This is a genomic window from Kitasatospora sp. NPDC051914 (genome assembly GCF_040680995.1).
GTDB lineage: Bacteria > Actinomycetota > Actinomycetes > Streptomycetales > Streptomycetaceae > Kitasatospora.
Genome location: NZ_JBFAXX010000010.1, coordinates 44,810 through 67,701, shown reverse-complemented (window position 1 = coordinate 67,701; position 22,892 = coordinate 44,810). Strand labels below are relative to the sequence as shown.

At 70.4% G+C, this 22,892-nt stretch carries 18 protein-coding genes and 1 pseudogene; 3 read left to right on the top strand and 16 right to left on the bottom strand.

Going from position 1 to position 22,892, the window contains the following annotated elements; genetic code table 11:
* The first annotated feature begins 148 nt into the window (after window positions 1-148).
* A complete protein-coding gene (locus AB0M03_RS09315; protein ID WP_363490156.1) occupies window positions 149-1,921 on the top strand; it encodes a peptidoglycan-binding domain-containing protein in 1,773 nt (590 codons plus the stop codon).
* 1,029 nt (window positions 1,922-2,950) lie between these two features.
* Here AB0M03_RS09315 and AB0M03_RS09310 read toward each other — a convergent pair.
* The 12 genes from AB0M03_RS09310 to AB0M03_RS09255 all read right to left on the bottom strand — a co-directional run bounded on the left by AB0M03_RS09310 (window position 2,951) and on the right by AB0M03_RS09255 (window position 16,788).
* A complete protein-coding gene (locus AB0M03_RS09310; RefSeq protein ID WP_363490154.1) occupies window positions 2,951-3,916 on the bottom strand; it encodes a hypothetical protein in 966 nt (321 codons plus the stop codon).
* Complete coding sequence (locus tag AB0M03_RS09305; RefSeq protein WP_363490152.1) at window positions 3,913-5,274, bottom strand: cytochrome P450; 1,362 nt, start codon at window positions 5,272-5,274, stop codon at window positions 3,913-3,915. The genes AB0M03_RS09310 and AB0M03_RS09305 overlap by 4 nt, the downstream gene beginning before the upstream one ends.
* Window positions 5,271-6,920 carry a prenyltransferase/squalene oxidase repeat-containing protein gene (locus tag AB0M03_RS09300; protein ID WP_363490150.1) on the bottom strand — a complete coding sequence of 550 codons (1,650 nt, stop codon included), beginning with the start codon at window positions 6,918-6,920 and terminating at the stop codon, window positions 5,271-5,273. Before AB0M03_RS09300 ends, AB0M03_RS09305 begins: the two co-directional genes overlap by 4 nt.
* Window positions 6,917-8,035, bottom strand: a complete 1,119-nt coding sequence (locus AB0M03_RS09295) for a polyprenyl synthetase family protein (protein ID WP_363490148.1) — start codon at window positions 8,033-8,035, stop codon at window positions 6,917-6,919. Before AB0M03_RS09295 ends, AB0M03_RS09300 begins: the two co-directional genes overlap by 4 nt.
* Before the next feature lie 162 nt (window positions 8,036-8,197).
* Window positions 8,198-9,481, bottom strand: coding sequence for a cytochrome P450 (locus tag AB0M03_RS09290; protein ID WP_363490146.1), 1,284 nt, complete (start codon window positions 9,479-9,481; stop codon window positions 8,198-8,200).
* The gene (locus AB0M03_RS09285) at window positions 9,478-10,029 is read right to left on the bottom strand and encodes an ATP/GTP-binding protein (RefSeq protein ID WP_363490286.1); all 552 of its coding nucleotides are present in this window, start codon (window positions 10,027-10,029) and stop codon (window positions 9,478-9,480) included. Before AB0M03_RS09285 ends, AB0M03_RS09290 begins: the two co-directional genes overlap by 4 nt.
* Window positions 10,030-10,069: 40 nt before the next feature.
* A complete protein-coding gene (locus AB0M03_RS09280; protein WP_363490284.1) occupies window positions 10,070-10,357 on the bottom strand; it encodes a DUF742 domain-containing protein in 288 nt (95 codons plus the stop codon).
* 89 nt (window positions 10,358-10,446) lie between these two features.
* On the bottom strand, window positions 10,447-10,884 hold the full coding sequence (locus AB0M03_RS09275; protein WP_363490144.1) for a roadblock/LC7 domain-containing protein: 438 nt from the start codon (window positions 10,882-10,884) through the stop codon (window positions 10,447-10,449).
* A complete protein-coding gene (locus AB0M03_RS09270) occupies window positions 10,881-12,215 on the bottom strand; it encodes an ATP-binding protein (RefSeq protein ID WP_363490142.1) in 1,335 nt (444 codons plus the stop codon). The genes AB0M03_RS09275 and AB0M03_RS09270 overlap by 4 nt, the downstream gene beginning before the upstream one ends.
* Window positions 12,216-12,895: 680 nt before the next feature.
* The gene (locus AB0M03_RS09265) at window positions 12,896-13,522 is read right to left on the bottom strand and encodes a DUF6000 family protein (RefSeq protein WP_363490140.1); all 627 of its coding nucleotides are present in this window, start codon (window positions 13,520-13,522) and stop codon (window positions 12,896-12,898) included.
* 57 nt (window positions 13,523-13,579) lie between these two features.
* Window positions 13,580-15,661 carry a tyrosine-type recombinase/integrase gene (locus AB0M03_RS09260; protein WP_363490138.1) on the bottom strand — a complete coding sequence of 694 codons (2,082 nt, stop codon included), beginning with the start codon at window positions 15,659-15,661 and terminating at the stop codon, window positions 13,580-13,582.
* Window positions 15,662-15,663: 2 nt separating this feature from the next.
* Entirely contained in the window at window positions 15,664-16,788 is a 1,125-nt protein-coding gene (locus tag AB0M03_RS09255; RefSeq protein ID WP_363490282.1) for a tyrosine-type recombinase/integrase, read from the bottom strand.
* A 622-nt stretch (window positions 16,789-17,410) separates the two neighbouring features.
* On the opposite strand from AB0M03_RS09255, the gene AB0M03_RS09250 reads away from it, so the two are divergent.
* Window positions 17,411-17,830: a hypothetical protein gene (locus AB0M03_RS09250; protein ID WP_363490136.1), complete on the top strand. Its 420-nt coding sequence runs from the start codon at window positions 17,411-17,413 to the stop codon at window positions 17,828-17,830.
* A 252-nt stretch (window positions 17,831-18,082) separates the two neighbouring features.
* Here the strand turns inward: AB0M03_RS09250 and AB0M03_RS09245 are convergent, their stop codons facing one another.
* Window positions 18,083-19,579: a protein kinase gene (locus AB0M03_RS09245; protein WP_363490134.1), complete on the bottom strand. Its 1,497-nt coding sequence runs from the start codon at window positions 19,577-19,579 to the stop codon at window positions 18,083-18,085.
* A 194-nt stretch (window positions 19,580-19,773) separates the two neighbouring features.
* Here AB0M03_RS09245 and AB0M03_RS09240 point away from each other — a divergent pair.
* Window positions 19,774-19,986, top strand: a pseudogene (locus AB0M03_RS09240) (transposase); the annotation flags it as partial.
* A 434-nt stretch (window positions 19,987-20,420) separates the two neighbouring features.
* Here the strand turns inward: AB0M03_RS09240 and AB0M03_RS09235 are convergent.
* The 3 genes from AB0M03_RS09235 to AB0M03_RS09225 form a co-directional block, all read right to left on the bottom strand.
* Entirely contained in the window at window positions 20,421-20,612 is a 192-nt protein-coding gene (locus tag AB0M03_RS09235; protein WP_363490294.1) for a hypothetical protein, read from the bottom strand.
* A gap of 76 nt (window positions 20,613-20,688) precedes the next feature.
* A complete protein-coding gene (locus tag AB0M03_RS09230; RefSeq protein WP_363490132.1) occupies window positions 20,689-21,387 on the bottom strand; it encodes a response regulator transcription factor in 699 nt (232 codons plus the stop codon).
* Window positions 21,384-22,670 carry a histidine kinase gene (locus AB0M03_RS09225; protein WP_363490280.1) on the bottom strand — a complete coding sequence of 429 codons (1,287 nt, stop codon included), beginning with the start codon at window positions 22,668-22,670 and terminating at the stop codon, window positions 21,384-21,386. Before AB0M03_RS09225 ends, AB0M03_RS09230 begins: the two co-directional genes overlap by 4 nt.
* Window positions 22,671-22,892: the final 222 nt, after the last annotated feature.

Genomic DNA, 22,892 nt, shown 5'->3' with positions numbered 1-22,892 from the left:
GCGGCACCGCCTGGAACTTGCCGGACCGCGGGGGACCGCCCGTTCACCCCGGGCGAACCCGTGGTCCGGCTGGGCATCGGCGGCACCGGGAATGGCGCGCCGGATGCCCCCTTGGTCCTGAGACCTACCGGCTGAGGCCCACCCGGCTGTGGCACTCGCCCGTCACATCGGCAACGAGTCCACGACCGCTCGTCCCGGAACACGCATCGAATCGAATGTGCGGCGAATCGAACGGAGCCCGGCAATGAACCCTTCAAGACCCGCGACCATGGGCAGTGGTCTCTCCCGAGCTGTCTCCCCTCTGGCGGCTACCTGGCTCGTCAGCGTCATAGGCGAGCACCGCTACGAGACGCTGCTGGAGTGGGAGTCGACGCCGCCGCACCGGGCGGTCCTGCCGTGCGGGCTCGGGTGGGACGTCGCGCGGATGCCCGAGGGCCTCGGCCTGGCCGTCCTCGCACGCCTCGGAGGGACGGGCCTGGACCAGGTCGGCCCGGTCCTGCGGGATCTACTCGGCCACCGGATGTACTGGTTCATCCCCACCGGCCACACCGAGGAGTGGCGGCGACTGGGAGCGGACGTCCACCTCCTGACCAGGGGGTGCTTCCTCGTCGTGCCTCACCCGGACATCCCGGGCGACGGCTCGGCCGAGTGGGAGCACTGGCCCGCCCGTACCGGGACGCTGACCGACCCCGGCCGGCTGGCCGCCACGGTGGCTGACGCGCTGGCCGGGCAGTCCCTCCAGACGGCGGCCGCCGGCCCGAGGAAGTTCCCAGCCCGGGCTGTCGGCTCGGGAAGCGGCGCGCCTCAGGGATACCGGGCGCACGCCCAGAACATCACCACAGCCGGAGATCTGCCGATTTCTTCGGATCCGTCACAGCTGGTCGGTACCTCCTGCACAATCGGCCCCACCACTCACGCGCAGTCCGAGGAGGATCGGCTCATCACAGCACAGCCGGACCGCAACATCGAGAACACCGAAGACGCATTGATGGTCCGCCCATACGTTCTGGCTTCCTCGCTGGAGCCCCGGCCCGCACCGATGCCTGGTCAGGACCCGTTCAACACAACGATCCTCCCTCTGGATACCGCCACTCCGACGCCCGCCCGGCCGATTCCGGCTCAGCCGACGCCTTTTCATGCCCGGACGGCGGCGGCACATCCCGTGCCGCCGATGCCGCCGGCGCCGCCCACGTCCGAGCCGCCCCTCCCGAAGCCGCCCGTCGGGCCGCCCGAGGAGCAGCACCCGGAGGGTCGACCCGACCTCGGCACCTCGGACGCCCTTGTGGAGCCCCATCGCTCCCCGGACGGCCGCGCCGGGCGACGCCACGAGCGGAAGGCGAGCCGCCAACGGAGCATCATCACCCGGGCCGGCCTGGGCATTGCGGCAGCCGGCGTGGGGATCGCCCTCCTGCCCGCCCTCTCGGGCGAGGACGGGAAGAAGAGTGACCAGGCGCTGCCGGTCCCCAGCGGCAGCCCCTGGGTCCAGCCCCCGACCGACCCCTTGCCCAGCGCCATCCCCTCGGCCGAGACCGCCTCGGCCTCCGCAGCCCCCACCGACGCGGCCGCCGAGGCTCCCAGGAAGGCCACGACCGCCAGAATCCCTGCCCCGCAGGCAGTCTTCGCCACCACCGCCCGCACCATTGCCCCTTCCACGCCGACGCCGCCCCCGACCGCTGCGGCCATGCCCCGAACCCTCCGGCCCGGCGACACGGGGACGGATGTGATGGCGATGCAACAGCTGCTGGTCACCGTCTCCTGCGGGAACCTCGACAAGTCCCTCGTCACCGGCACCTTCGACGACTCGACCGAGAACGCGGTCACCCAGTACCAGCGCCGACGCCACATCAAGGGCGAGACCGGCGTGTACGGTCCGAAGACAAGCGCCGCCCTGCAGACCGAGGCGCAGGATCGGGAGTGCTGAGGTCACTGATCCCTCCGCTCACAGCCCACGGGATGCGTGAGCGCGCTTCAAGGAGCATGTAGAGACGGATTCCGGCGTCAGGGCGGCTGTGGCGGGGAGGAACCGGCGCCGCAAGCCGCCCACCGCGCGGAGCAGGTCGGACGAAGACGGATTTCGTGCGGCGCGCCGCCCAGCAGGGCATCCGGGTGCCCAACGCCTCTGCCCTGCTGCTCGCAGATCCGATTCCCGTCGAGACGGGGGTGGGCCACCCGATCGGACCACACGGCGGGCTCGGTCCGAGCGCGTTCTACTGCACGATGCCGCTGGTGCTCGCCGGCTTCCTCGGCGGCAACGCCATCGGCAACGGGAGTCGACGTCGCGCTCGGCTGCACCGACAACGAACCGGGCCCCTGGCGCACCCGGCGGCGTGCCGTCCCGATCACCCGGCGCCGGACCTGGGTGGTCGAGTCGGTGATGACCACCGGGGCTCTCGCTGGTCACGTCGGCCGCCGTCGTGCCGGCCACGATCGGAATCCTGGGCATGGACGTGGGCCACCTGCCGTCGCTGTTCCTCTTCTCGTTCTGCGCGACCACGGCGGTGGGCCGTGGCGTCGGAGCGGAGGGGCTGAGGTTGCTGCCACTCCCCGTCGCCCCGGTCGTCCTGCGCCTGGCCGCACAGAAGTCGACCACCGTCTCCGTCCACCACCACGAACCCGAGCCCACCCCGCTGCCCCGGCAACGGACCCCCGCACACCGGCCCCGGGCAGCCGATGTGCGGGTCCGTTCAGCTCACTGCACCGCCCTCCAGCGACGAAAGCGGCGCACAGGGGGCGACCAGGGTCTACCAGCACCGGTTCCCGGTCCGGATGCACAAGGTGCGCCGGTGGTATCCCAGCCAGGGCATCCACCGCATCATCTGGCGCGGCTCCTGCATCAAAGGGCCATCCGACGCACCGCTGCCGGTCACGGAGAAGGCCTACGTCCGGCGGTGACCAGCCCCGCGGAGAAACCGCTCGATGCCCACGTCCGCTCGGCGTACGCGTGGCGGGCTCAGGCCTTCCTGTAGCGGGCGTGATCGATGTGCCAGATGTAGGAGCAGGCGATGGATTCCAAGGCTCCGGCATGCTGCGCCAGCAGGGCCGAGTCGCCGGCCGCGAGTTCGTCGATCCCGTGCCGGGCAGCCGTGGCGCGCTCTTCCCCCAGGAGGGAAGCTGCTGCGTATGCGGTGGGGATGTCGCAGCTCTGCTCTCTCGTGATCAACGAGATGAGGTTCAGCGAGTTCGGGACGCCCTTGGCGGATTCCCTTGCGTAGGAGCCGAGGTCGTTCAGCACGCCGGCGAGGTCTGCGACGGCGGACTCCGGTTGCCGCACTGCCTGGGAGTTTCGCGCTTCTTCCGGCAGCTCGTACCGCAGAACGACTTCGGCAACGGCGATGAGGGTCCGCACGAGCACGGTGTGGGGGCGTATCGCGAGGTAGTCACGCATCTTGACGTGATCGGGTTCGGCCAAGTGATGCGCTTCCCAGAGGATGCCGAAGAGGACGTCCCTGAGATAGCCGGTGATCCGCAGGTACTGGGCGGTGGTGGCCCGGGTTCGCAGCCTCACGAGGAGGTCTTGGAGTGCTTCGTCGAAGGGGCCGGCGTCGCCGGGCGGCTCGCCGTCGGCCAGGAGATGGACGCAACCCTGGATTCGGCGCACCAGTTGGGCAGGGCTGCCTGTCGCCGCCGCCTCGCCGTAGGTGTCGTCGAACGCGGTGAGCCACAGGAAAAGGTCCGCGCACAGGAAGAGGCCGTCCGGCTCGGCGGTGGGGAAGGTCCGGGCCACCCCGTGCGCCACGATGTCGCAGAGGGTGCGCCGTGCGTCGGGCGGACCGAGGAGCGGGAACCGGTGGAGCCATTGCCCCACGTGCGCCCGGATGTGGTCCGCGTGCGGGCTGGTCGGGAAGGGGCCGGGGAAGGTACGGGAGAGGTCGGGCATGGGCAGGGTGGCGATGCCCGTCCGATCGGTGGTGGTCACGCTGCCTCCCGTGCCGCTGCATGCCCTCTGGCCTCGGCGATCATGTGGAGGGAGGAGGGATGAACGGTGATGGCGGGGACGGGCCGGACGGTGGTACCGGGGACGGGGCGCAGTGTCCAGCGGGAGGCGATGAGCGCGGTCAGGACCGTTGCCTCGGCCCAGGTGAACCCGTCGCCGATGCACATGCGCTTCCCGGCACCGAAGGGGATGTACGCGCCCCGGGGAGGCTGCGGTCGCTCGGGAAGCCAGCGGTCCGGGTCGAAGCGCAGTGGGTCGGGGTACAGCTCCGGGTCCCGGTGGAGCGCGTACGGGCTCCACACCAGGTCGGCCCCGGCGGGCAGGAGCGCGGTGCCGAGCCGCACCGGGACGGTGGCCTGACGGGTCACGATCCAGGCGGGGTTGTGCAGGCGCAGTGTCTCGGTGACGAGTCTGCGGGTGAGATCGAGCCGGGGGAGGTGGTCGGCGGTGGGCCGGCCGCCGGCCAGCACGGCGTCGACCTCCCGGTGCAGCCGCTCCTCCAGGCCGGGGTTGCGGCCCAGTTCGTGGAAGAGCCACGCCATGGTGACCGCGGTGGTCTCGGAGCCTGCGGCCAGCAGGGCGGTGATCTCGGACAGGATCTCGTCGTCGTCCAGGGGCCGGCCGTCCTCGTCGCGGGCTTCGAGGAGCAGGGAGACGATGTCGTCGTGGGCTCCGGGGTCCGCCCGGCGGGTGGTGACGAGGTCGCTGACGGTCCGGCGCAGCAGCGCGTTCGCGGCCCGGAGCCTGCGGTTGCCCGGGAGGGGCAGCCGTTCCCAGCCGGAGACGGGCGCGACGGCGCGACGGATGGCGGCCTGGAAGACGGTGTCGACGCCGTTCATGATCGCTTGTGCCGGGCCGCGGTCGGGGGTGGTGGAGAACAGCACCGACATGACGATGCCCTGGGTCATGAGCTGCATCTCGTGCAGCACGTCGAGCCGTGCTCCGTCTCCCCAGGCCCGGAGTGCGTCCTGCGCGGTGGTGCTCATCGTGTCGACGTAGGAGTCGATGCGCTCGCGGTGGAAGGCCGGCTGCATCAGGCGGCGGCGTTGCAGGTGCTGCCGCCCTTCGGCGATCGGCAGCGGTGATCCGCCGAACAGGCGGAGCTTGTCGAAGAGTCGGCCCTTGCTGAAGTTCGCGGACTGGGCGGTGAGCACCTCCCAGACGAGTTCGGGCGAGTTGACGACGAACACCGGCCGCGGGCCGACCCTGATCTGCACCACGTCGCCGTGGTCGCGCAGCCGTTGCATGAACGCCAGCCTGTCCCGGAGCAGGGGCACCACGTGTCCGACGACGGGCAGGCGTCCTGGTGCGTGCGGCGGGGTCGTCGTGTCGGCGGTCACGGGAGGTACTCCGTTTCGTGGCGGGTCCGCAGCAGGTGGCGGGCGGCGACGACCTCGGCCTGGATCATGGCCTGCGGTGCGTAGAGGGTCTTGTCGTGCCAGAGGGCGGGGTGCCGGTGATCGGGTGTGCCGGCTGTGTCGTGCAGGAAGGCCCCGGCGCGGTCCAGTGCGCGGGTGTGCGCCGGCTGCCGCACCGTCCCGGACGTGCAGAGCAGGATCTTCACGGCGTAGGCGGTCTCCTCGGCGGTGCCGCCCCAGACGCCCCAGGAGCCGTCCTCGTGCTGGGTGGCCAGCACCCATGCGGCGGCCGCCTCGACCGCTCGGCGCCGCCGGAACCCTGGGAAGGGGGCCAGCGCGGTGACGCACCGCTCGGTGGCGTAGTAGGGCGAGGCGTGCCACTTGTCGGTCCAGTGGCCCTGCGGCTGCTGGTGCTCGACGAGCCAGTCGGCCACCCGGTCCATGACGGGACGGTGGGTCGCCGCCGCCTCCGGATGGTGGCGGAGGTGGGCGCAGAGGGCCTGGAGGGCGTGCGCGTTGGCGCTCAGGGACTTGGTGTCCTCGCCGACGTAGCAGTCGTAGTGGTGACCGTTGTCGAAGACGGCGAGCGGGGCGGGGTCGCGGGGCCGGTCGACCAGGGCCGCGACGAGTACGGCCATGGCGGTGTCGTCGGCGTCCACCATCAGGCCGGGTGCGCCCCGGACGCCCTCGGGGTCGTAGAGGTGGTCGGCCCACTTCCGCAGAGTGGACACGCCCCGGGACGCCAGGCCGGCCCGGGCCAGCGCGGCGGCGACCCAGAGCCGCTCGAAGACCGTGATCGGTGCTGCTTCCGGGAGGAGGCCGCCGTAGCGGTGTGCCACGGCGGCGAGTTCGTCGGCCGCGCGCTCCCGGTGGGAGTGCTGCGGGGAGCGGTCCGCGGCGGCGAGCCAGGCCGCGGTGGCGGCCGGGGAACTGCCGAGCAGCCCGTCCGCCTCGGGCAGCAGCACGTCCGGGAGGTGTCCGGCGACGCCCTCGAAGGTGTGGTGCAGCTTGAACGGGACCCCGCCGGCGGCCCGGCACTTACGGGCGACCGCTCCGGGCGCTGCGGCGCTGTAGCCGCCCGGGACGACGGGACGAGGGCCGCGGTGCCAGGGCCCGAGGTGCGGGAGGCCAGCAACCTGGGGCCGGTCGAGGCGCTCGTTGACGGCGGCGACCAAGCCCGGGACGAGGATCTCGGCGGCCGCGGTGTCCGGCCACGGCCCGGCCGACGGCAGGCGCCCGAGCGCGGCGAGCCCTCCGGCCGCCGCCGCGGCGAGCCGGTCCGCCGCACCGCCGGCCAGGGGATCCCGCTGCAGCACCGCGAGTACGGCCTCGACGGCGCTCAGCGTCGGCAGGAGCCGGTAGGGCTCGGGCCCCTCGCCCCAGCTGCCGTCCGCGGCCTGCTCGCGCAGCAGGTGGTCGATCCGGGCCTGTCCGCCGGGCAGCCACGGTGCCGCGGACAGCACACGGGCCGTCTCGTACAGGGACGGGCGGACGCTGCCCCAGGGGTCGGCGTCGACCGCGTCGATCAGTTCCTTCGCCGCCCGGGTGCAGGAGTCGTCCACCGGCGGGGGGCCGGCGGGAGCCGTGGCCAGGGACGTCCCGGCCCCGCCGTGCTGGTGCTCGTTCATGCGTGCCTCGCAGTGGCGGATCCGGCGATGTCCCGCAGCGCCGCGACGGCGGCGGCCGGGAAGGGGGCGTGGTCGAGGGCCGTCAGGGCTTCGTCCCGCCGGTCCCGGATCATCTCCTCCACGGCCTGCCGGGCTCCGGTGCGGTCGAGGACGGACCGGACCACGTCGGCGTCCCGTTCATCGAGGTTGGGTTTGCCGAACCGTGCGCGCAGCGACCGCAATTCGCTGCGGGAGGCCCGCTGGACGGCGAGGGCCATGAGGACCGTGGCCTTGCCCGTGCGCAGGTCGTCCAGCACCGACTTGCCCGTCTGCTGGGGATCGCCGAAGACCCCGAGGAGGTCGTCGCGGAGCTGGAAGGCGTCGCCGAGCGGCAGCGCGAAGGCGCTGAGGGCCGCATCGACCCGCGGGGTGGCGCCGGCGAGTGCCGCGCCGATGTGCAGCGGCCGCTCGACGGTGTACTTGGCCGTCTTGTACCGGATCACCCGCGCCGCGGTGTCGACGTCGCCGGACAGCCGCCCGGTGGTCTGCAGGTCCAGGTACTGGCCGTAGAGCACCTCGCCGCGCATCTCGTCCAGGAGCGGCAGGACCCGTTCGGGGCTCCGGACCGTCAGACCCGCTCCGCGCAGGAGCTCGTCGGACCAGATCAGTGCCAGGTCCCCGAGGAGCACGGCGGCGCCCAGGCCGTGTTCTGCGGCTCGGTCGGCCGGGCCGCCGCCGGCGGTGTAGGCGGCGGCCAGGGCGCGGTGGGCGGACGGCCGGCCGCGGCGGGTGTCGCTGGCGTCCATCACGTCGTCGTGGATGAGGGCGAACGCCTGGAAGAGTTCGAGGCCGGCCGCCGCGCGGACCGCCGGGGAGTGGTCGCCTTCTCCGCCGCCGGCGTACCAGCCGCACATGCACAGCAGGGGGCGGAGGCGCTTTCCGCCTGTCAGGAATGTGCGGAGCTGGGCTATGAGGGACGTCAGTTCCGGGCCGGGCGCGGACTGTTCCTTGGCGTCCAGGAACGTGGCCAGCGCCGCGTCGACCTCCCGCCGCACGGCCCGGAGGTCCAGTGCGGCGGGAGAGGATGCGACGTCGAGCGCGAGCGCTGCGCGTCTCTTGTGGTCAAGAACGGCCAATGCATGTTCCTTTGACGGGCAGGTGTGGTCACGAACGCACATCCCCAGGCGTTTCAGCCGTCACGCCTGGTGCCGGTGTGGCGGAAAACACTCTGCCAACATGCTTCGATCCGAAGGTCCTGTGCCGTGGCCGGGTGGTGCGCACGCGTATGGTCGACGCCGCTACGCCGGCAGGCGGTCCGCGAAGGGTTCGGCCGGCCTGGACGATCCGGACGCCTGTCGCCGGGAGGGGCTTTCGTGGTGTCGCGGGTGAAGCGGGGTGAAACGGGCGGGCAGCGCCGTCAGGCTCCGGTAGATCGGGCCGCCACGGTAGGCCAGTTCCGCCGCGGACACGGCGAGCTTGATGTCGGGCAGGTAGGAGGTGAGCCGTTCGATCGCCGCGGTGGCGACGAGGACGGCGGTGGAGCGCGCCGGGCAGGCGTGAGGTCCTGCGGCGAAGGCCAGGTGGGCCTTGTTGCCGGAGCGGTGGTCCTCGTTCGGCGGGTTGCTGTGCGGGCAGGAGTTGGCGGCCGCGTAGGAGACCATCACCGGTGAGCCGGCCGGAATGACCGTGCCGTAGAACTCGACCTCGCACCGGGGGAAGTGAAGGCTGTAGTTCGCCAGCGGGGAGTCGTTCCACAGCGCCTCGTCGATCGCGTGCTGGATCGGCAGGCTCCCGCTGGTGAGGCTGCCGAAGTAGCGGTCGTCCGAGAGCATGCGGGCGAGCGTGCTGGCGATGAGGTTGGTCAGCGGTTCGTTGCCCGCACCGAGAACGATGATGACCTGCTGGAGGACGTCCTCCGGACTCAGCCCGTTCGGGTGGTCGATGAACCACGAGGTCAGGTCGTGCCCGCGCTGTTGGGCCTTGGCGGCGTACAGGCTGGTGAGGTACTCGTTCAGCGACTGCGCTCCCTCGGCCATCTGCTCGGGATCGGAGCTCACCATCCCGCTCAGCGCCTTCAGGAGGCGGGAGGCGTACTCGTCGGGCATGCCGAACAGCGCGTTGAAGACCATCAGGGGGATCTGCTGCGCGTACTGGGCGACCAGGTCGACCTCGCCGTCCGTCGCGAACTGCTGGAGGAGCGTGTCGGCGTACCGGAAGGTCAGGTTGCGGACGTCGTGGGGGTCGAGAAGCCTGAAGCTGTCCGTGATGACGCTGCGCAGGTGGGCGTGCTGGGCGCCGTCGGCGAAGAACAGGCTGGGCCGCCACTGCACGTGCGGCACGAGAGGGCTGTCCGGCGGAACCTGGTCCATCCACGGGCGGGTGTCCTTGGACCAGGTGTCCGTGTCGTGGAGGAGGTCGAGTGCGGCGCGGTAGTCGGTGACCAGGTGGACGACGACACCGGGGGAGATCTCCGCAAGGCCGACCGGCCCCTGCAGGCGCAGCAGTTCGTAGCTGCGCCGTGGGTCTGCGTCGTGTTCCGGCCCGTGTATGCGAACCGGGGTGGCGGGAGGAGTGGCGGTCACGACGATTCTTCTCCGGCTCGGGCTATCAGGTGGGCGGTCAGGGCGATGAGCGCGTCCAGGGTGGAGTTCTTGTCCCGGGCGTCGCAGGTCACCAGCGGGGTCCGTTCGTCCAGGTCGAGCTTGGAGCGCAGGGTGTCGAGGGTGTAGTCGGGCGAGGTCGGGAACGTGTTCACGGCGACCGCGTAGTCCAGGCCGCGTTCCTCGATGAGGTCCATGACCTCGAACGACTGGTCCAGGCGGCGGGTGTCGGCCAGGACGAGGGCGCCGATGGCGCCGTCGGCGATGTCCTCCCACAGGGGCAGGAAGCGGCGCTGCCCGGGGGTGCCGTACAGGTACAGGACCACCTTGGCCTGCGGCACGGTCAGGCGGCCGAAGTCGATGGCGACCGTGGTGGTCGTCTTGCCGCGCAGGCCGTCGAGGGTGAGGTCGTCCGCCGACGCGGCGGCGTCGGTCATCACCTCGTCGGTGTGCAGCGTCGGGATCTCGGACAGGGTCCTGATCGCCGTGGTCTTCCCGATGCCGAGGGGGCCTGCCACCAGGATCTTCAGCCGCTGGTGGTCCGCCTCGGGCAGATAGACAGGACGCGGGCTACTGCCTGAGCGCGCGGAGTCCACTCAGCACCTCTTCCAGGAGTTCTTTCGACGGACGATCGGCGCCTGCGTCGGGGAGTAAGCCGACGGGGGCCGGCACTCGGACCTGCAGGTGGCCGCCGTCGAGGAGTTGGGAGACCAGGACTTTGCACACACTGGTCTGCAGACGGAGGTAAGCAGCCGTCTCACTGATGGTCAGAGCGCCCCCCGTGAGCAGCGAGACGATCCGCTGATGCACGGGTGTGTGATGAGGGGCGGGCGGAAGGCCCGTGGCGACCACGGCCATGAGCGAATGAAGAGTGTTGCGGGTCGGGGTGCCGATGCCTCGGGTCGCCAGGTAGCTGGGGATCATCCGTCGCCCCTGCGGAGAGCGGCTCATGACGCCTCCCGTGTGCGGGCGGGAACGGACATGAGTTGTTCGCCGAGCTTCTTGGCCTGCCGGGCCATGATGTGCGCGACCGTACCCATGGGCATGTCGAGGCCTCCTGCGACGGCGATGAAGGTGTTGGTGCGGGCACCGGCCGGCATGATCATGTACGTACCGTGGGTGTTCTGCACAGTGATGGTCGTGATGGGAGTTCCGTCCGCTGCGTCCAGCGCCGCGTTGGCCGCGGCGCGGGCCGCGCCGTGAAGGGCCGCCGTCATGGCGGAGATGCCTTCCGCGGACTCTCGGGCGAGTCCTTCCGTTGCGCCGATGACCATGCCGTCGCTCGACAGGATCAGGGCGTGCTTGACCTCGTTGCTGACTTCGGCGATGGGATTCAGGACCCACGACGGGTCCTCGATCACGGGGCGCGAGGTGGAGAGGGTCACTGTGCATCCTTCGAATCGGTAGGGGCCAGGCCTGCGGCGAGGCCCGCCTGGAACTGGCTCCAGGTGTCACGAGCCGTTTCCGGGTTCAACTCCCGAGGCTCGATGCCGGGAGCGTCGCTGCGGGCGGGCTCCGTGCGGGTACGCCGACGGCGCTGGGGCAGGTCGCTGCCGTCGTCCGGGGTGCTTTCCGGGCCGGCCGGCGCGGGCCACCGTGGTGCAGCAGGGGGTGCGGCAGGCAGGGGAGCCATCGCCGAGATCGGTTCCTTCTCCTCGTCGATCGTCGTCAACAGGTGCGGGGGGACGGTGAGGACCGCGCGGACCCCGTTGTAGGGGGAGACCTGGTCGATCGAGACCTGGAAGCCGTGGTCGGCGACGAGCCGGCCGATGGCTGCGAGGCCCAGGGCCGGCGGATCGCCGAGCTCGGTGAGGAGCGTGTCCTGTTGGTCCTCACCCGCGACCAGGCGGACACCGCGACGGACGGCCTCCGCGCTCATGCCGGTGCCCGCGTCGTCGATGATGATGCAGACGCTGCCGTTGCCGGTCTGGATCACATTGGCCTCCACCGCGAGGTCGTCGCGGGAGTGCTCCAGGGCATTGGCCATGAGTTCGGTAAGAGCCACGGCGATGGGCTCCGCGGCGCGGCCGACGACCGCGAGGTTCGAATCGAGCAGCCGCGAACTGATCTTGATGCGTTCGTAGCCGTGGAGCCGGGACGACGCCCCGCTGACGATCTCGACGACGTACGTGTCCGGACGCACGTGCCCGGGCCAGGCTCCGCAGACGATCGCGGCCTTCTGGACCAGACGGATCGCCTGCTCGTTGAGGTGGTCGACCTTGAACAGGCTGTCGAGCAGACGCGGGTCGTCGAAGTCGCTCTGCAGGCTCTCGACCTGCGTCTGCAGCCGGTACGACAGCGCCTGGATGTCCTGGCACGCGCCACGCAGCGCCGCGCGGGCGGAGGCATCGATCCGCCGGCGTTCCTTGACCACCGTGTCCGAGTAGTGGCCGAGAACGGCCTCATACAGGGGGGCGTACACGGTCCCGGCCAGCGCCTCGTGCTTCGGACCGGGAACCGGGTGGTGCGAGCTGACCATGTGCAGCGCCAGGCCGGGGAGACGGTTGGCGACCAGATGCTGGAGCTCGTCGCCGAGCAGCTGGAGTTGGTCATGGAGCGCCTGCCCGCGCCTCTCGGAAGCATTCAGCGCCTCGGACTGCGCGGCTCTCTGCGCGACCAGGGCGCGACGCGAACGTGCCAGCAGCGCCGTGGCTACGGCACCGGCTGCGGTCGTGGCGCCGAGCACCACTGCGGCAGTCTCGGGAATCGAGGTCAACGGTCGGGTCCTCGGGCTCGAGCCGGCTCCGGAGGCCAGACATTGAGGAGCCGCCCGTTCATGGCGAACGAGCGCCCGACCTCTGGAGTCCCGGCAGATTGTGGACGAAATGTGGTCGATGGAGCAGCGCCGGGCGAGGCCGGACGTTGCGATTGATGCGCCATGTGCGCGACAAATATGTCACGTTGAGCGGCAGGTGCGCACCCTGTCGCTCAGCTCATCGCCGAGCTGTCGCTCCCCAACGCGATGGCGCTCCGCACGGGACGTCCGACGCCCCGGCATGCGACGGCCTGGCAGTCGTGAGCATCATCCTGAACTCCGCGGGTCTTCCATCGGGGTCGCGGAGCAACAAGCCGGCATAAGTAGCTCCACATCTGAGCGGTCATTAGATCATATTGGCAACGAAGCACACCATGCATGCCCGGCCCGCGGTGACACCCTGCTGATCGACACCGGCCACCATGCGTCCGTCCAGTACTACCTGCCGCCAGCAGCTATTGGCCATCGGCGAGCCGCCTGCCGCAATGACGCGTTCGGGCTTCGGCACCCGGGCCGCGACCCGTTCCCAGCCTCACAGGGCCCCGCACCGGCGGGGCCGGGTGTCCGATACTTATCTGGACAACTTTGAGTTGTGCGGCGGTGAGTTCCTTCGATCAGGTGTCACCCTTCCGAGGGCTGCCTCATCGGGGCTTTGCCGCGCAGTGCTCGGTGCTCTCATCGGCGAAGACGCAGAACTGGCTGATGCTCTCCCGGTAGCTGTCCGGCGTGTGGTGGTGCTCCTTGCGGGGTGGCCCGTCAATCCACTGGTGCCACAGGCCGTCTGGAGCCAAGAACCGGGCTGCTCGATCGGCACGAAGCTTGGTGTCGAGGTGCAGGAGTGCGCCCATGGCAGCTGTCTGGTCGTAGTAGAGGTCGGGGCGTCGGAGGTAGCGATCGAGGTAGGCGGCCAACAGGTCTGCGTCGGCAGAGGTGCCGAAGGTGGCGAGGGCGACGGAGTAGGCCGAGCCTGCGAAGCAGACCTCGCTGGCAAGCAGCAGTTCGCCGAGGCGCTCGCGGAACTCGGTTCTGCGGGCGACGGCGATGAGCCAGGCTGCGGTCTTGCGCTCGCGCCACCCGCCCTCAAGCAGGATGGTCAGCTCACGTGGGGTGATGTCGGCGGCAGCCTCGCCGAGCGCCCGTGCGAACTTGGTGCGTTCAGGCCTGGTCATGCGACCGAGGCTGCCGCCGAGTTTGAGGTAGCGCCGGTCGGGCGTGACGTATCGGTGGACAAGAGCTTGCAGCTCGGGGTCCTCGTGGACGTAGCGCATGGCCGCATCCTGCCCTGCGTAAGGCTCCCTGACCAGTGCATTTCTCGGCTGCACCGTTCACTCGGCGGGCTCGTCGTGCGGTTCGCCGAGGTCGTCGAGGAGGGTGGTGATGCGGTCGGCGATGCGCTGGTGGCGCTCGATCTCCCGCTCCCAGCCGCGGTCCCTTGCGTCGGTGATCAGTTGCCGCTCGGTGCAGAGCCGTTCACGCAGACGTGGCGCGTACTGGGGTGTGGTGACGAACTTCGCGCAGCTGAGATAGAGGTCACACTCGCAGGGGCCCTCCTGGGGCAGGCGAAGGCAACGGCCGAGTTCGAGCTCGGTCTTGTAGAAGTTGGTCTTGAGCCAGTCCAGCGCGTCCTGGTCGAGGTGTCCGGAGCGCAGGGTGTCGGCGAGCGGGCCGGCGATGACCGCGCCGGGCGTCAGAACGGCTTGGTAGTCGGCCAGGACCGTGGGGTCGGAGATGTGGGTGTAGGTCATCGACATGCCTGGGCTCTTGTGGCCGAGGACTTTCATGATGGTCTGCACGCGGGCGCCTCTCTCGGCGAGTTGGGTGCCCAGGGTGTGCCGGAAGCGGTGGGGGTGGATCGCGGGCTTGCCGACGCTGTTCAGGATGCCGAGCGCCTGGCAGATCTCACGCAGTGGGTTGGCGAAGAGGTAGTCGGGACCTGCCAGGCCGCCGTTACGCAAGAACAGGTAGCGCACGGGGCGTCCGAGGTCGGGGTCGTGGATGCCTCGGTCGTGTTGGAGCTGCCGCAGTTCGACCAGCGCGCGGATCGCGTCGGCGGCCTCGTCGTGCAGTGGGACGGTACGTTCCTTGAGAGCTTTTCCTGCCGCGAGCCGCAGCCGAGGGGTGCCGTCCGGGTAGGTGTCGAGGCAGTCGAGGTGGAGCTTGCGGATCTCGGTGCGGCGGGCTCCGCTCCACCGGGCGACCAGCAGCGCGCACCGCTGCAACGCGCAGTCGAGCTGGCGGACCCGGTTCATGACGGGTTCGAGCTGGTCCTGGGGGATGAACCGGGGGACGCGTTCGATGACGCGGGGCATGTCGGCGTGTGTGATCAAAGGGCGGGCCGGGACGTCGTCCCACTCGGCGACGGCGGCATGGCGGAAGAGCACGGCGACGGTCGAGATGATGCCTGCCCGGTAGGCCCGACTGAGTGGCTCGTCGGGCTGCTTGATCTTGCGCAGTCGGTGGACCGACTCCATGAATGCGACCATGTCGGCACGGTTGAGCTGGTCGAGGCTGTCGATCTGCGGGCGCTCGGTGTCAAGCCACAGCCCGAAGCGGCGAAGCCCGCCACGGGCGCTGGACATGCTCTCCGGCCGCAGGACCAGGGCGCGTTCAGCAAGGAAGCGTTCGAAGATCGCATCGACGCGTGGCTTCGAGCACAACCGGGGGGGCGGCGTCGCCTGTTCGCGGGAGGGCGGCCGGTCGGTGATGCCGGCGTGGAACAGCGCCAGGCCGGTGCGGAAGGCGTTGGTCGCCCAGGCCATCTTCAAGGTGGGGCAGCGGTCCTCACCGACGACCTGGATCAGGCCGGGGATGCGATCGCAGTACCGGATGGCGTGCCGCAGCTCCTCGACGTCGTCACCGCTGATGGTGCTCACCTCCGGGTCGCCGCGGTGCATGGCCAGCCGGATCAGGCCCCAGGGAATCCGGAATCCCTCGTCATCGCGGATGTGTCCGAGCGTCACGAGGCGGTCGCGCAGCAGCTCGGCAGTTTCCCGCAATGGCAGCCCGAGCTGGTCGGCGACATGAAACGGCTTGAGCACGCCGATCCCCAACAGCCAGCCCCAGTCCATGCGCAAGCGGCCGGTGAGGGCGAGGTAGGTCAGGTAGTGGCGGGCGTTGAAGTTGATCCATGCTGCGGTCGCGTCGAAGCCGGGCTCGGGGGCCAGGCGCCGGTTCTGTCCCTCGCCGTTGCGCCAGCCCAGCCGGTCACGCAGTGGCTGAGCGAACCAGGTCTGCAGGTCCGGGTATGTGCGCCGGAACCGCAGGTGGAACTGGAGGTGCTTACGGAGCCAACGATCGCTGACCGTAAGCGAGTTGACGAATGCCACGTACTCGGTCTCGGGACAGTGCCGAGGGGCCCAGCTCGATGAGGCACCTGGTGATGCTGCCGCTCGCACGAGCGCGTTCACGTTCACGCGTCCTGCTCTCCGATCGCCCGGCGGTAGTCCTTGACGACCTCGGGATCGCTCACCCGGGTATAGACCTTCATCGAGTCGGGTGTCGCGTGCCCAAGCCGGGTCATCAGCGTCAGCTCCCGCATTCCACCCTCGAACATCCGCGTCGCATGGGAATGCCGCAGGCTGTGCGGGGTCAGCCACGCGTCCCGCACCCCAGCCCGCTGGGCAGCGCGGGCGAACATTCGCACCAGGGCGTCGTAGCCCAACGCCTCCTCTCGGCGCTTGCCGCGGCCACCGACCAGGAACACCCACGGCGTGTCCACATCGGCTGGACGCTCACGCATCACGTAGGCGTTCAGCGCCGCCAGGGCCCGGCCCTCCCGCAGATCGACCACCCGGTCACGGCGCGATTTCTGCCGTACCCCGCGGGGATGATCGTCCCGTTTGCGGACCGTCACCCGGCGCTGTCCATAGGAGATGTCCTCCAGTTGCAGCCCCAGCACTTCGCCCGGACGAAGCCCGCCCTCCCACATCAGCTCCAGCAGAGCCAGGTCTCGACGGGTCCGCAGCTCGTCGACGAGCGCCCGATAGACGCCGGCCGGCATCGGTCGCGGGACCGGTTCCACCGTCTTGACTCGCAGGACTCGGCGGACCGGCTGCTGCCGGCGAGCATTCGCCAACGGTGGCCGGTATCGGTCCGGTACTCGTGCCGCGGCCTGGTCGACCTTCTTGACGATCGGGTTGTCCCGGCCGGTGTACCGCTCGCTGGCGATCAGGAACTCGTAGAACGACGACACCGCGGCGAGCACCCGGTTGCACGTCTTCGGCGACAGCAGTCGGCCCCCGCTCGTCGCGACGCCAAGCTCCAGGCGCTGCGCGCGCCGAGACGACGACACAAGTCGCAGCCACTCCAGAAACTCCATCGCCCTCACCGGCGTGAACTCGGCTGCTGTGATACCGCGTTCCTCGCAGAACAGGTACAGCTTCAGGAGGTCGTACGCGTAAGCGCGGACCGTGTTCGTCGAGTACGCCCGCACGGTCAACAACCGCAGGAAGTCATCGACTTCAACCACTGGCTCACCAGCCGTGTCCATCAGCCGCACCTGCGGCTGACCGGCCACAGCGTCGGGCACCTTCATCACTCGCACGGCCGGAACCATACGCACCCCGTACGGCCTGCACAGTCGCTGAATCAGGTGATCTGTCCAGATAACTTCGTAAGGCACGGGGCGCGCCCGGCTCGGAGTGCCCCCGCAGCTGCCGTTGTTGCTTCCCCGCCGTATGGCCCGCGCCGCACATGGGTTGACCGGCCGGTTGCTGCTTCTACGGTGCGGCCGGTTCTCTCCCGGCGGCCGTGGCCGGTTCCGGCCGTGCGCGCTACGCCCCGGGCCTCCCGCACGGCCGGCTGGCTACGGTCCCTCGCCCACCAGGAGTACCTGTGTCCGCATCACCACCTGTCCCTACTTTGGAGGAGCTGACGACTCTGTTGCTCTATTCGGTCGTGGGTCGCTGACTGCGGCACGATCGCTCGTGCGGTTGTCTCATGGGCAGGCGGTCGCGGGGGTGCTGCGGGTGTCGATGAGGGCGGCGGGACTGCCGGAGGGACGCTGGCGATGCGGGAGAAGCCGGCCGAGGTCTTCGCGGACGAGCCGTTCGCGCCCGCGTTCGGGGGTGCGGGGCTCCAGGTATGTCACCGGGGATGCCGGCACTGGTCACGGTGCTGCAGTTCGCCGAGAACTGACCGACCGTCAGGCAGCCGGGATGACGGTCCGGACGATCGACTGGAAGTACGCGATCGGTCCGGAGCTGACCGATCCCGGCTTCGACTTCACGGTGCTGGCCGGGTTCCGAGCCCGGTTGGTCGAGCACGGTACGGAGCGCCTGATCTTCGACCGGCTGGTGGAGCACTGCCGCCAGGAGGGGCTGATCTCGGCCGGGGGCAAGCAGCGCACCGACTCCACCCATGACATCGGCGCCGTGCGGGACTTGAACCGGCTGGAGCTGGCGGGAGAGAGCGTGCGCGCGGCACTCCCGCTACCGCGGCCTGCCCAAGGTCAGCCTCCAGCACGCCTACTCCGCCACCGCGATCAACGTCATCCGCCTCGACGCCCACTGGACCGACCAGTCCAGCCGCCCCGGACCAGCCGACTCACCCGGCTCGCCCACCGACTCGCGGCCTGATCGCCGAACCCGAATAGAGCACCGGAGTCGCCCGCCTCGGCAAAGACCAGGACTTCGCCGGGCAATCGCCGTTCCCCGTGCAGATCTGCGCTTCTGCTGCTACCACCGTGCTCGACCAGGAGGGCGCCGGCCGGACCGATGCCGTGTCGAGCTCGAAGTAGGCGGTGCCACATCCACAGGTAGGGACAGGGCGGTGGCCTGCCGCGGGTTTCGTAAGAGGGAGGGGCCCGGATTCTCCGTCGGGGTGGAGGGTCAGGGGCGGTGGCAGCCCTCGCGGCTGGAGGGCTGTCCGGGGCTGGGTGCGGGCAGGCAAATGAAGAGGCTGTCGGCCGTGTCCTGGCTGAGGTAGCGGCCGACGCACTTGCTGCGGCCGTGCTGGGTGCAGAACGCGAGGGCGCTGTCGCCGTCGGAGAAGTCGCCGGTGGTGTAGATCACCCAGTACCCCGGCTGGAGGGACTTCCAGTCGTCGCTGTTGAGGAGTCTGGCGCCGGGGATCCGGCGCTGGGTGGTGAGGAGTTCCTTGTCGCGCGCGGCCGGGTCGGCGGAGTGGGGGATGGTGGAGATCTGGGCGATCCACCGGCCCGCCGGGGATGGTGTCGGCGTGGGGCTGCCGGACGTGGTGACGGTGACGGTGGGGTTGGCGGGGTCGGTGGCTGTGGTGCGCGGGTCGGGGAGGGTCGCGTAGAGGCCGGCGCCGACGGCGAGGAGCGTGACGACGGTGAGGAGCACCCAGGTGAGGCGTTGCTTCCGAGCGGGAACCGGCGTGCTGGGACGGACCGGCTCGACACCGGTGCTCGGGGCAGGTTCGGGGTGGGCGCCGGATGCGCGCGGAGGCAGGGGGCGGGTCGGTCCGCCGTCCTGGGTGACGGGCACTCGGGTGCCCGCGGGCGCGCCGGCCTCCACGGGGGTCGGCAACTCGTCACGGACGGCCGCGAGCACCCTGGCGGTCTCGTCGGCATCCGGCCGACCGCCCGGGTCCCTGGTGAGCAGGGCGGTGATGACGGGGGCGAGCGGGCCGGCACGCAGCGGGGGCGGCACGGGGTCGTCGCAGACGGCGACGAGGATCTCCCAGACGGAATCACGCCGCATCGGGTTCGTTCCCTCGACGCAGACATACAGCAGGACACCGAGCGACCAGAGATCGCTGGCGGTACCTGCCCGGGCCTCGCCGGGCCGGATGAGTTCCGGGGCCATGTACTCCGGGGAGCCGATGAGGTCGCCCGTGGTGGTGAGGGTCCGGGAGCCCTGAAGGGCGGCGATGCCGAAGTCGGTGAGAACGGCGCTGCCGTCCGGACGGATGAGCACGTTCGCGGGCTTGACGTCGCGGTGCAGGATTCCCGTCGCGTGGGCGGCTCGCAGGGCGGACAGGACGTCCGCGCCGATGCGTGCAGCCTGGACCGGGGCCAGGGCGCCGCCGCGCAGCAGAGCGTCCAGCGGGGTGCCGTCGACGAACTCCATGACCAGCCACGGGTAGGGCTGGTCGTCGACGACCTCGTAGATGGTCACCGCGCCGGGATGGTTGATCCGGGCCAGTGCCTTGGCCTCGCGCAGTGCGCGCTCGCGCATCTGCGCGGCCCGCTCGGGGTCGTCGTGGCCGGTGGAACGCATCTCCTTGAGTGCCACGTCGCGTTCCAGCGCCGGATCGTGGGCCCGCCAGACGGTGCCCATTCCTCCGGCGCCGAGGCGTTCCTTGAGTTCGAACCGCCCGGCCACCACATCGCCGATGGTCCTGGCGTGTCCGCGCGTCATGCTTGGCCTTTCATCGTTCTCGTACCGCAACTGGTCCCGCCTGGAAGCCAGAGGGTCGAGGGCTTCGGCAGGCGTCGCCGTTCGACGAATGACGCGGCCACCGTGAACCCCCTCCGGCTCGAAGCTGCTGCAGCGGGCCGTGACGTGCCGTTGGTGGTGGTCCTGGAGGGCATCCGAGTCCGGTCGTCGACCGCCGGACACTATCACCGTCGCGATCTTCCGATCCTTCCGAGGTCTACGTGATCCTGGACAACCTCTTCGCCTACGACGGTAAGAAGGTCCTGTGCTGGGCAAAGAACAACAACGTCCACCTGTGCTTCACCCCGGCCGACGCGTCCTGGGCGAACCCGATCGAGGCGTACTTCGGGCCCTTGCGGCAGTTCACGCTCGCCAACTCGAACCATCCGCCCAGGTCACCGCCCGCTGCTGCCCCACGTTCAGGATGTTCTACGAGCGCAAGAGGAGTGAGGGCAAGACCCACAAGCAAGCCGTTCTCGCCCTCGCCCGCCGCCGTCTCAAGGAACCGCCCCCGTCCTGGCTCGGCCGGGGGCGGTTCATCGTGTCCGGGTCGAGGAGGAGCACGCGCAGCCGGGGCGGCCTGTCGCCGTCGCGGTCGAGGTGGGGCCGCAACAGGGAGTCCCGGGCCCGTCTGCCCCGAGTAACCCCCGACACGCTGACAACCTCTTTGGCCCTGCGATGGTTTTGGTGGGCCGCAACGCCAGAAGGCCGCCACCCCGCAGGGTGGCGGCCTTCCAGTGCTTTCTCAGGGCCGCAGCAGCGTACAGCCAGGCAAGGACAGCGGCCCGACCGGGGAGCGGGCCACCAGGCCACGCCCAGGGTCTCAGCTGCCCGAACTGCTCTGCGCGGGGAAGCGCTGGGCCCGGGTCATGTGGTCGGGCAGGGAGCCGGCCGACACCGGGTACGGGCATGCCCGGCGGTAGCTCTTGGGGTACGCGACACCGAGGCGTTCCTGCAGGTGGGCGAGGAGCTTCGGCCGGCCCCAGCGAGTCGTTGCAGTCGCTGTGTCCCACACGGGTCGTGTCGCATCACGGCAGGAGCGGGGCATCGGCCCGTGTCACGCTCCGAAGCGGCATCGCGTCCCTCCAGGTCTACGTCTGCTCGGTGGACTGCTGGGCGGCCTCGCCTGCGCCGACGCTGACCAGGCCTGTTTCGTAGGCGACGATGACGGCCTGGACACGGTCACGGAGGCCGAGCTTGGCGAGGATGCGGGCGACGTGCGTCTTGACGGTTGCCTCGGCCAGGTGGAGGCGGGTGGCGAGTTCGGCGTTGCTCAGCCCTCGGGCCAGCAGGCCGAGGACCTCCAGTTCGCGTGGGGTGAGCGAGGCGAGGTCGCGGTGGAGGGTGGTGGTGTCGCTGCCGCGCCGGGTGAACCTCTGTACGAGGCGGCGGGTGATGGCGGGCGCGAGGAGGGCGTCGCCGGTACGGACCGTGTGGACGGCCGCGGTCAGATGCTCGGGGGTGACGTCCTTGAGGAGGAAGCCGCTGGCCCCGGCGGACAGTGCCGCGTAGACGTAGCGGTCGAGGTCGAACGTGGTCAGGATGATGACGCGAGGTTGGTCGGGGGCGCCGGTGAGGATGCGGCGGGTGGCCTCCAGACCGTCCATCTCGGGCATTCGGACGTCCATCAGGACCACGTCGGGACGTGTCCGGCGGACCGCTTCGACCGCTTCGGCTCCGTTGGTCGCCTCGGCGACGACGTCGATGCCATCGGCCCTGAGGATCAATCGGAATCCGGTGCGGACCAGTGTCTGGTCGTCGGCGAGGAGCACACGCAGCGGCTCGGTCACGGTGTCTCCAAGGGGATCAAGGCCTCCACACGGTAGCCGCCGGTCAGACGTCGGCCGGTGTTCAGGGTTCCGTCGTAGACGGCGAGGCGCTCGCGCAGGCCGATCAGGCCCCGGCCGCTGCCGGCGCCCGCGCCCGGGCTTCCACCGGTGTCGGTGACTTCCACCCGGAGCCGTTCCGGGCCGTATTCGACGGTCACGGCGGCGGTGGCGCCGGACGCGTGCTTCACGGTGTTGGTCAGGGCTTCCTGGACCACGCGGTAGGCCGCGAGTTCGAGGCCGGGCGGGAGGGGACGGGGCGGGCCGGCCACGGTCAGGTCGACGGGCAGTCCGCTGTCCCGGACCCGTCCGACCAGCGTTTCCAGCTGGTCCAGGCCGGGTTGCGGGGCCAGCTCCGCCGCCGTGTCGGCCAGGTCCGCACCTCCGTCCGTCCCCTCGCCCTCGTCGGCCATGGTGAGCAGTCCCATGACGTGGCGCAGCTCGGTCATGGCCGCCCGTCCGCCCGCCTCGACGGCGAGCAGCGCCTCGCCGGCCTCCTCGGGGGAGGTTTTCATGATCTTGCGGGCGGCACCCGCCTGGATGATCATCACGCTGACGTTGTGCGTGACGACGTCGTGCAGTTCGCGGGCGATCCTGGCTCGCTCGTGCTCGACGGCCCGGCGCAGCGCCTCGGCCTGTTCGCGTTCCAGGACGGAGAGCCGGGTGCGGCCCTCGTCGGTGCGGAGTTTCCAGGTACGCAGGCCGACGGCGGCCACGGCCATCGGGACCAGGATCAGCAGGGCGATGTATTCGTTGGGGACGATCGGTGTCACCGAGTTCCCCGACGTGCCGACCAGGACGACCGACACCGGCAGCGCCGCCAGGGTCGCCACCCTGTACGGGCTGTACACGGCGGCGCTGTAGACGGCGACGATGAACGCGTAGAAGGTCAGCCGCAGAACGCTCTGCGGTGTCGCCAGTGTCGCGGCCGTCACGACGCACAGCACAGCGAGCGGGTAGCGGCGGCGCAGTGCCAGGGCGCCCGAGGCGACGACCGCGAGGGTCACCATGAAGGCCAGGCCGCCGGGGCCGGACGGGCGCGGTATGACGAGCTCCACGCCGGGTGCGATCTCACGCAGCACGACGTTATCGGCATTGTCGATGCCGTAGTAGACGGTGGCGATTCCGAGTACCAGTGCCACCAGCGCGTCGAACTGCCAGGCGCGCCGGGTCGGCCGCAGCGGTGGACCGCTCGGGAGCCTGGCGTCGCGGACCGTCCGGCGGGCGGCTTCCCGCAGTCGCTCCATCGTCGTACGTGCGTCCATCACCGGATCATTGTCGCCGCCGTGCGAACCCGCGGAATCCGTCCCAGTGGTCATTCCCGCCGTACCGGATACATCACCCGCCTACATCGCAGGGATGACGTTTCCGGTGCTCATCCGAGTGCGGTACCGCAATGGGTTCGGGCGGGCGACGCGTGCGGGCCGGACCTGCTCCTAGCGTTCACACAGCCAACTGCCCGTACCCTA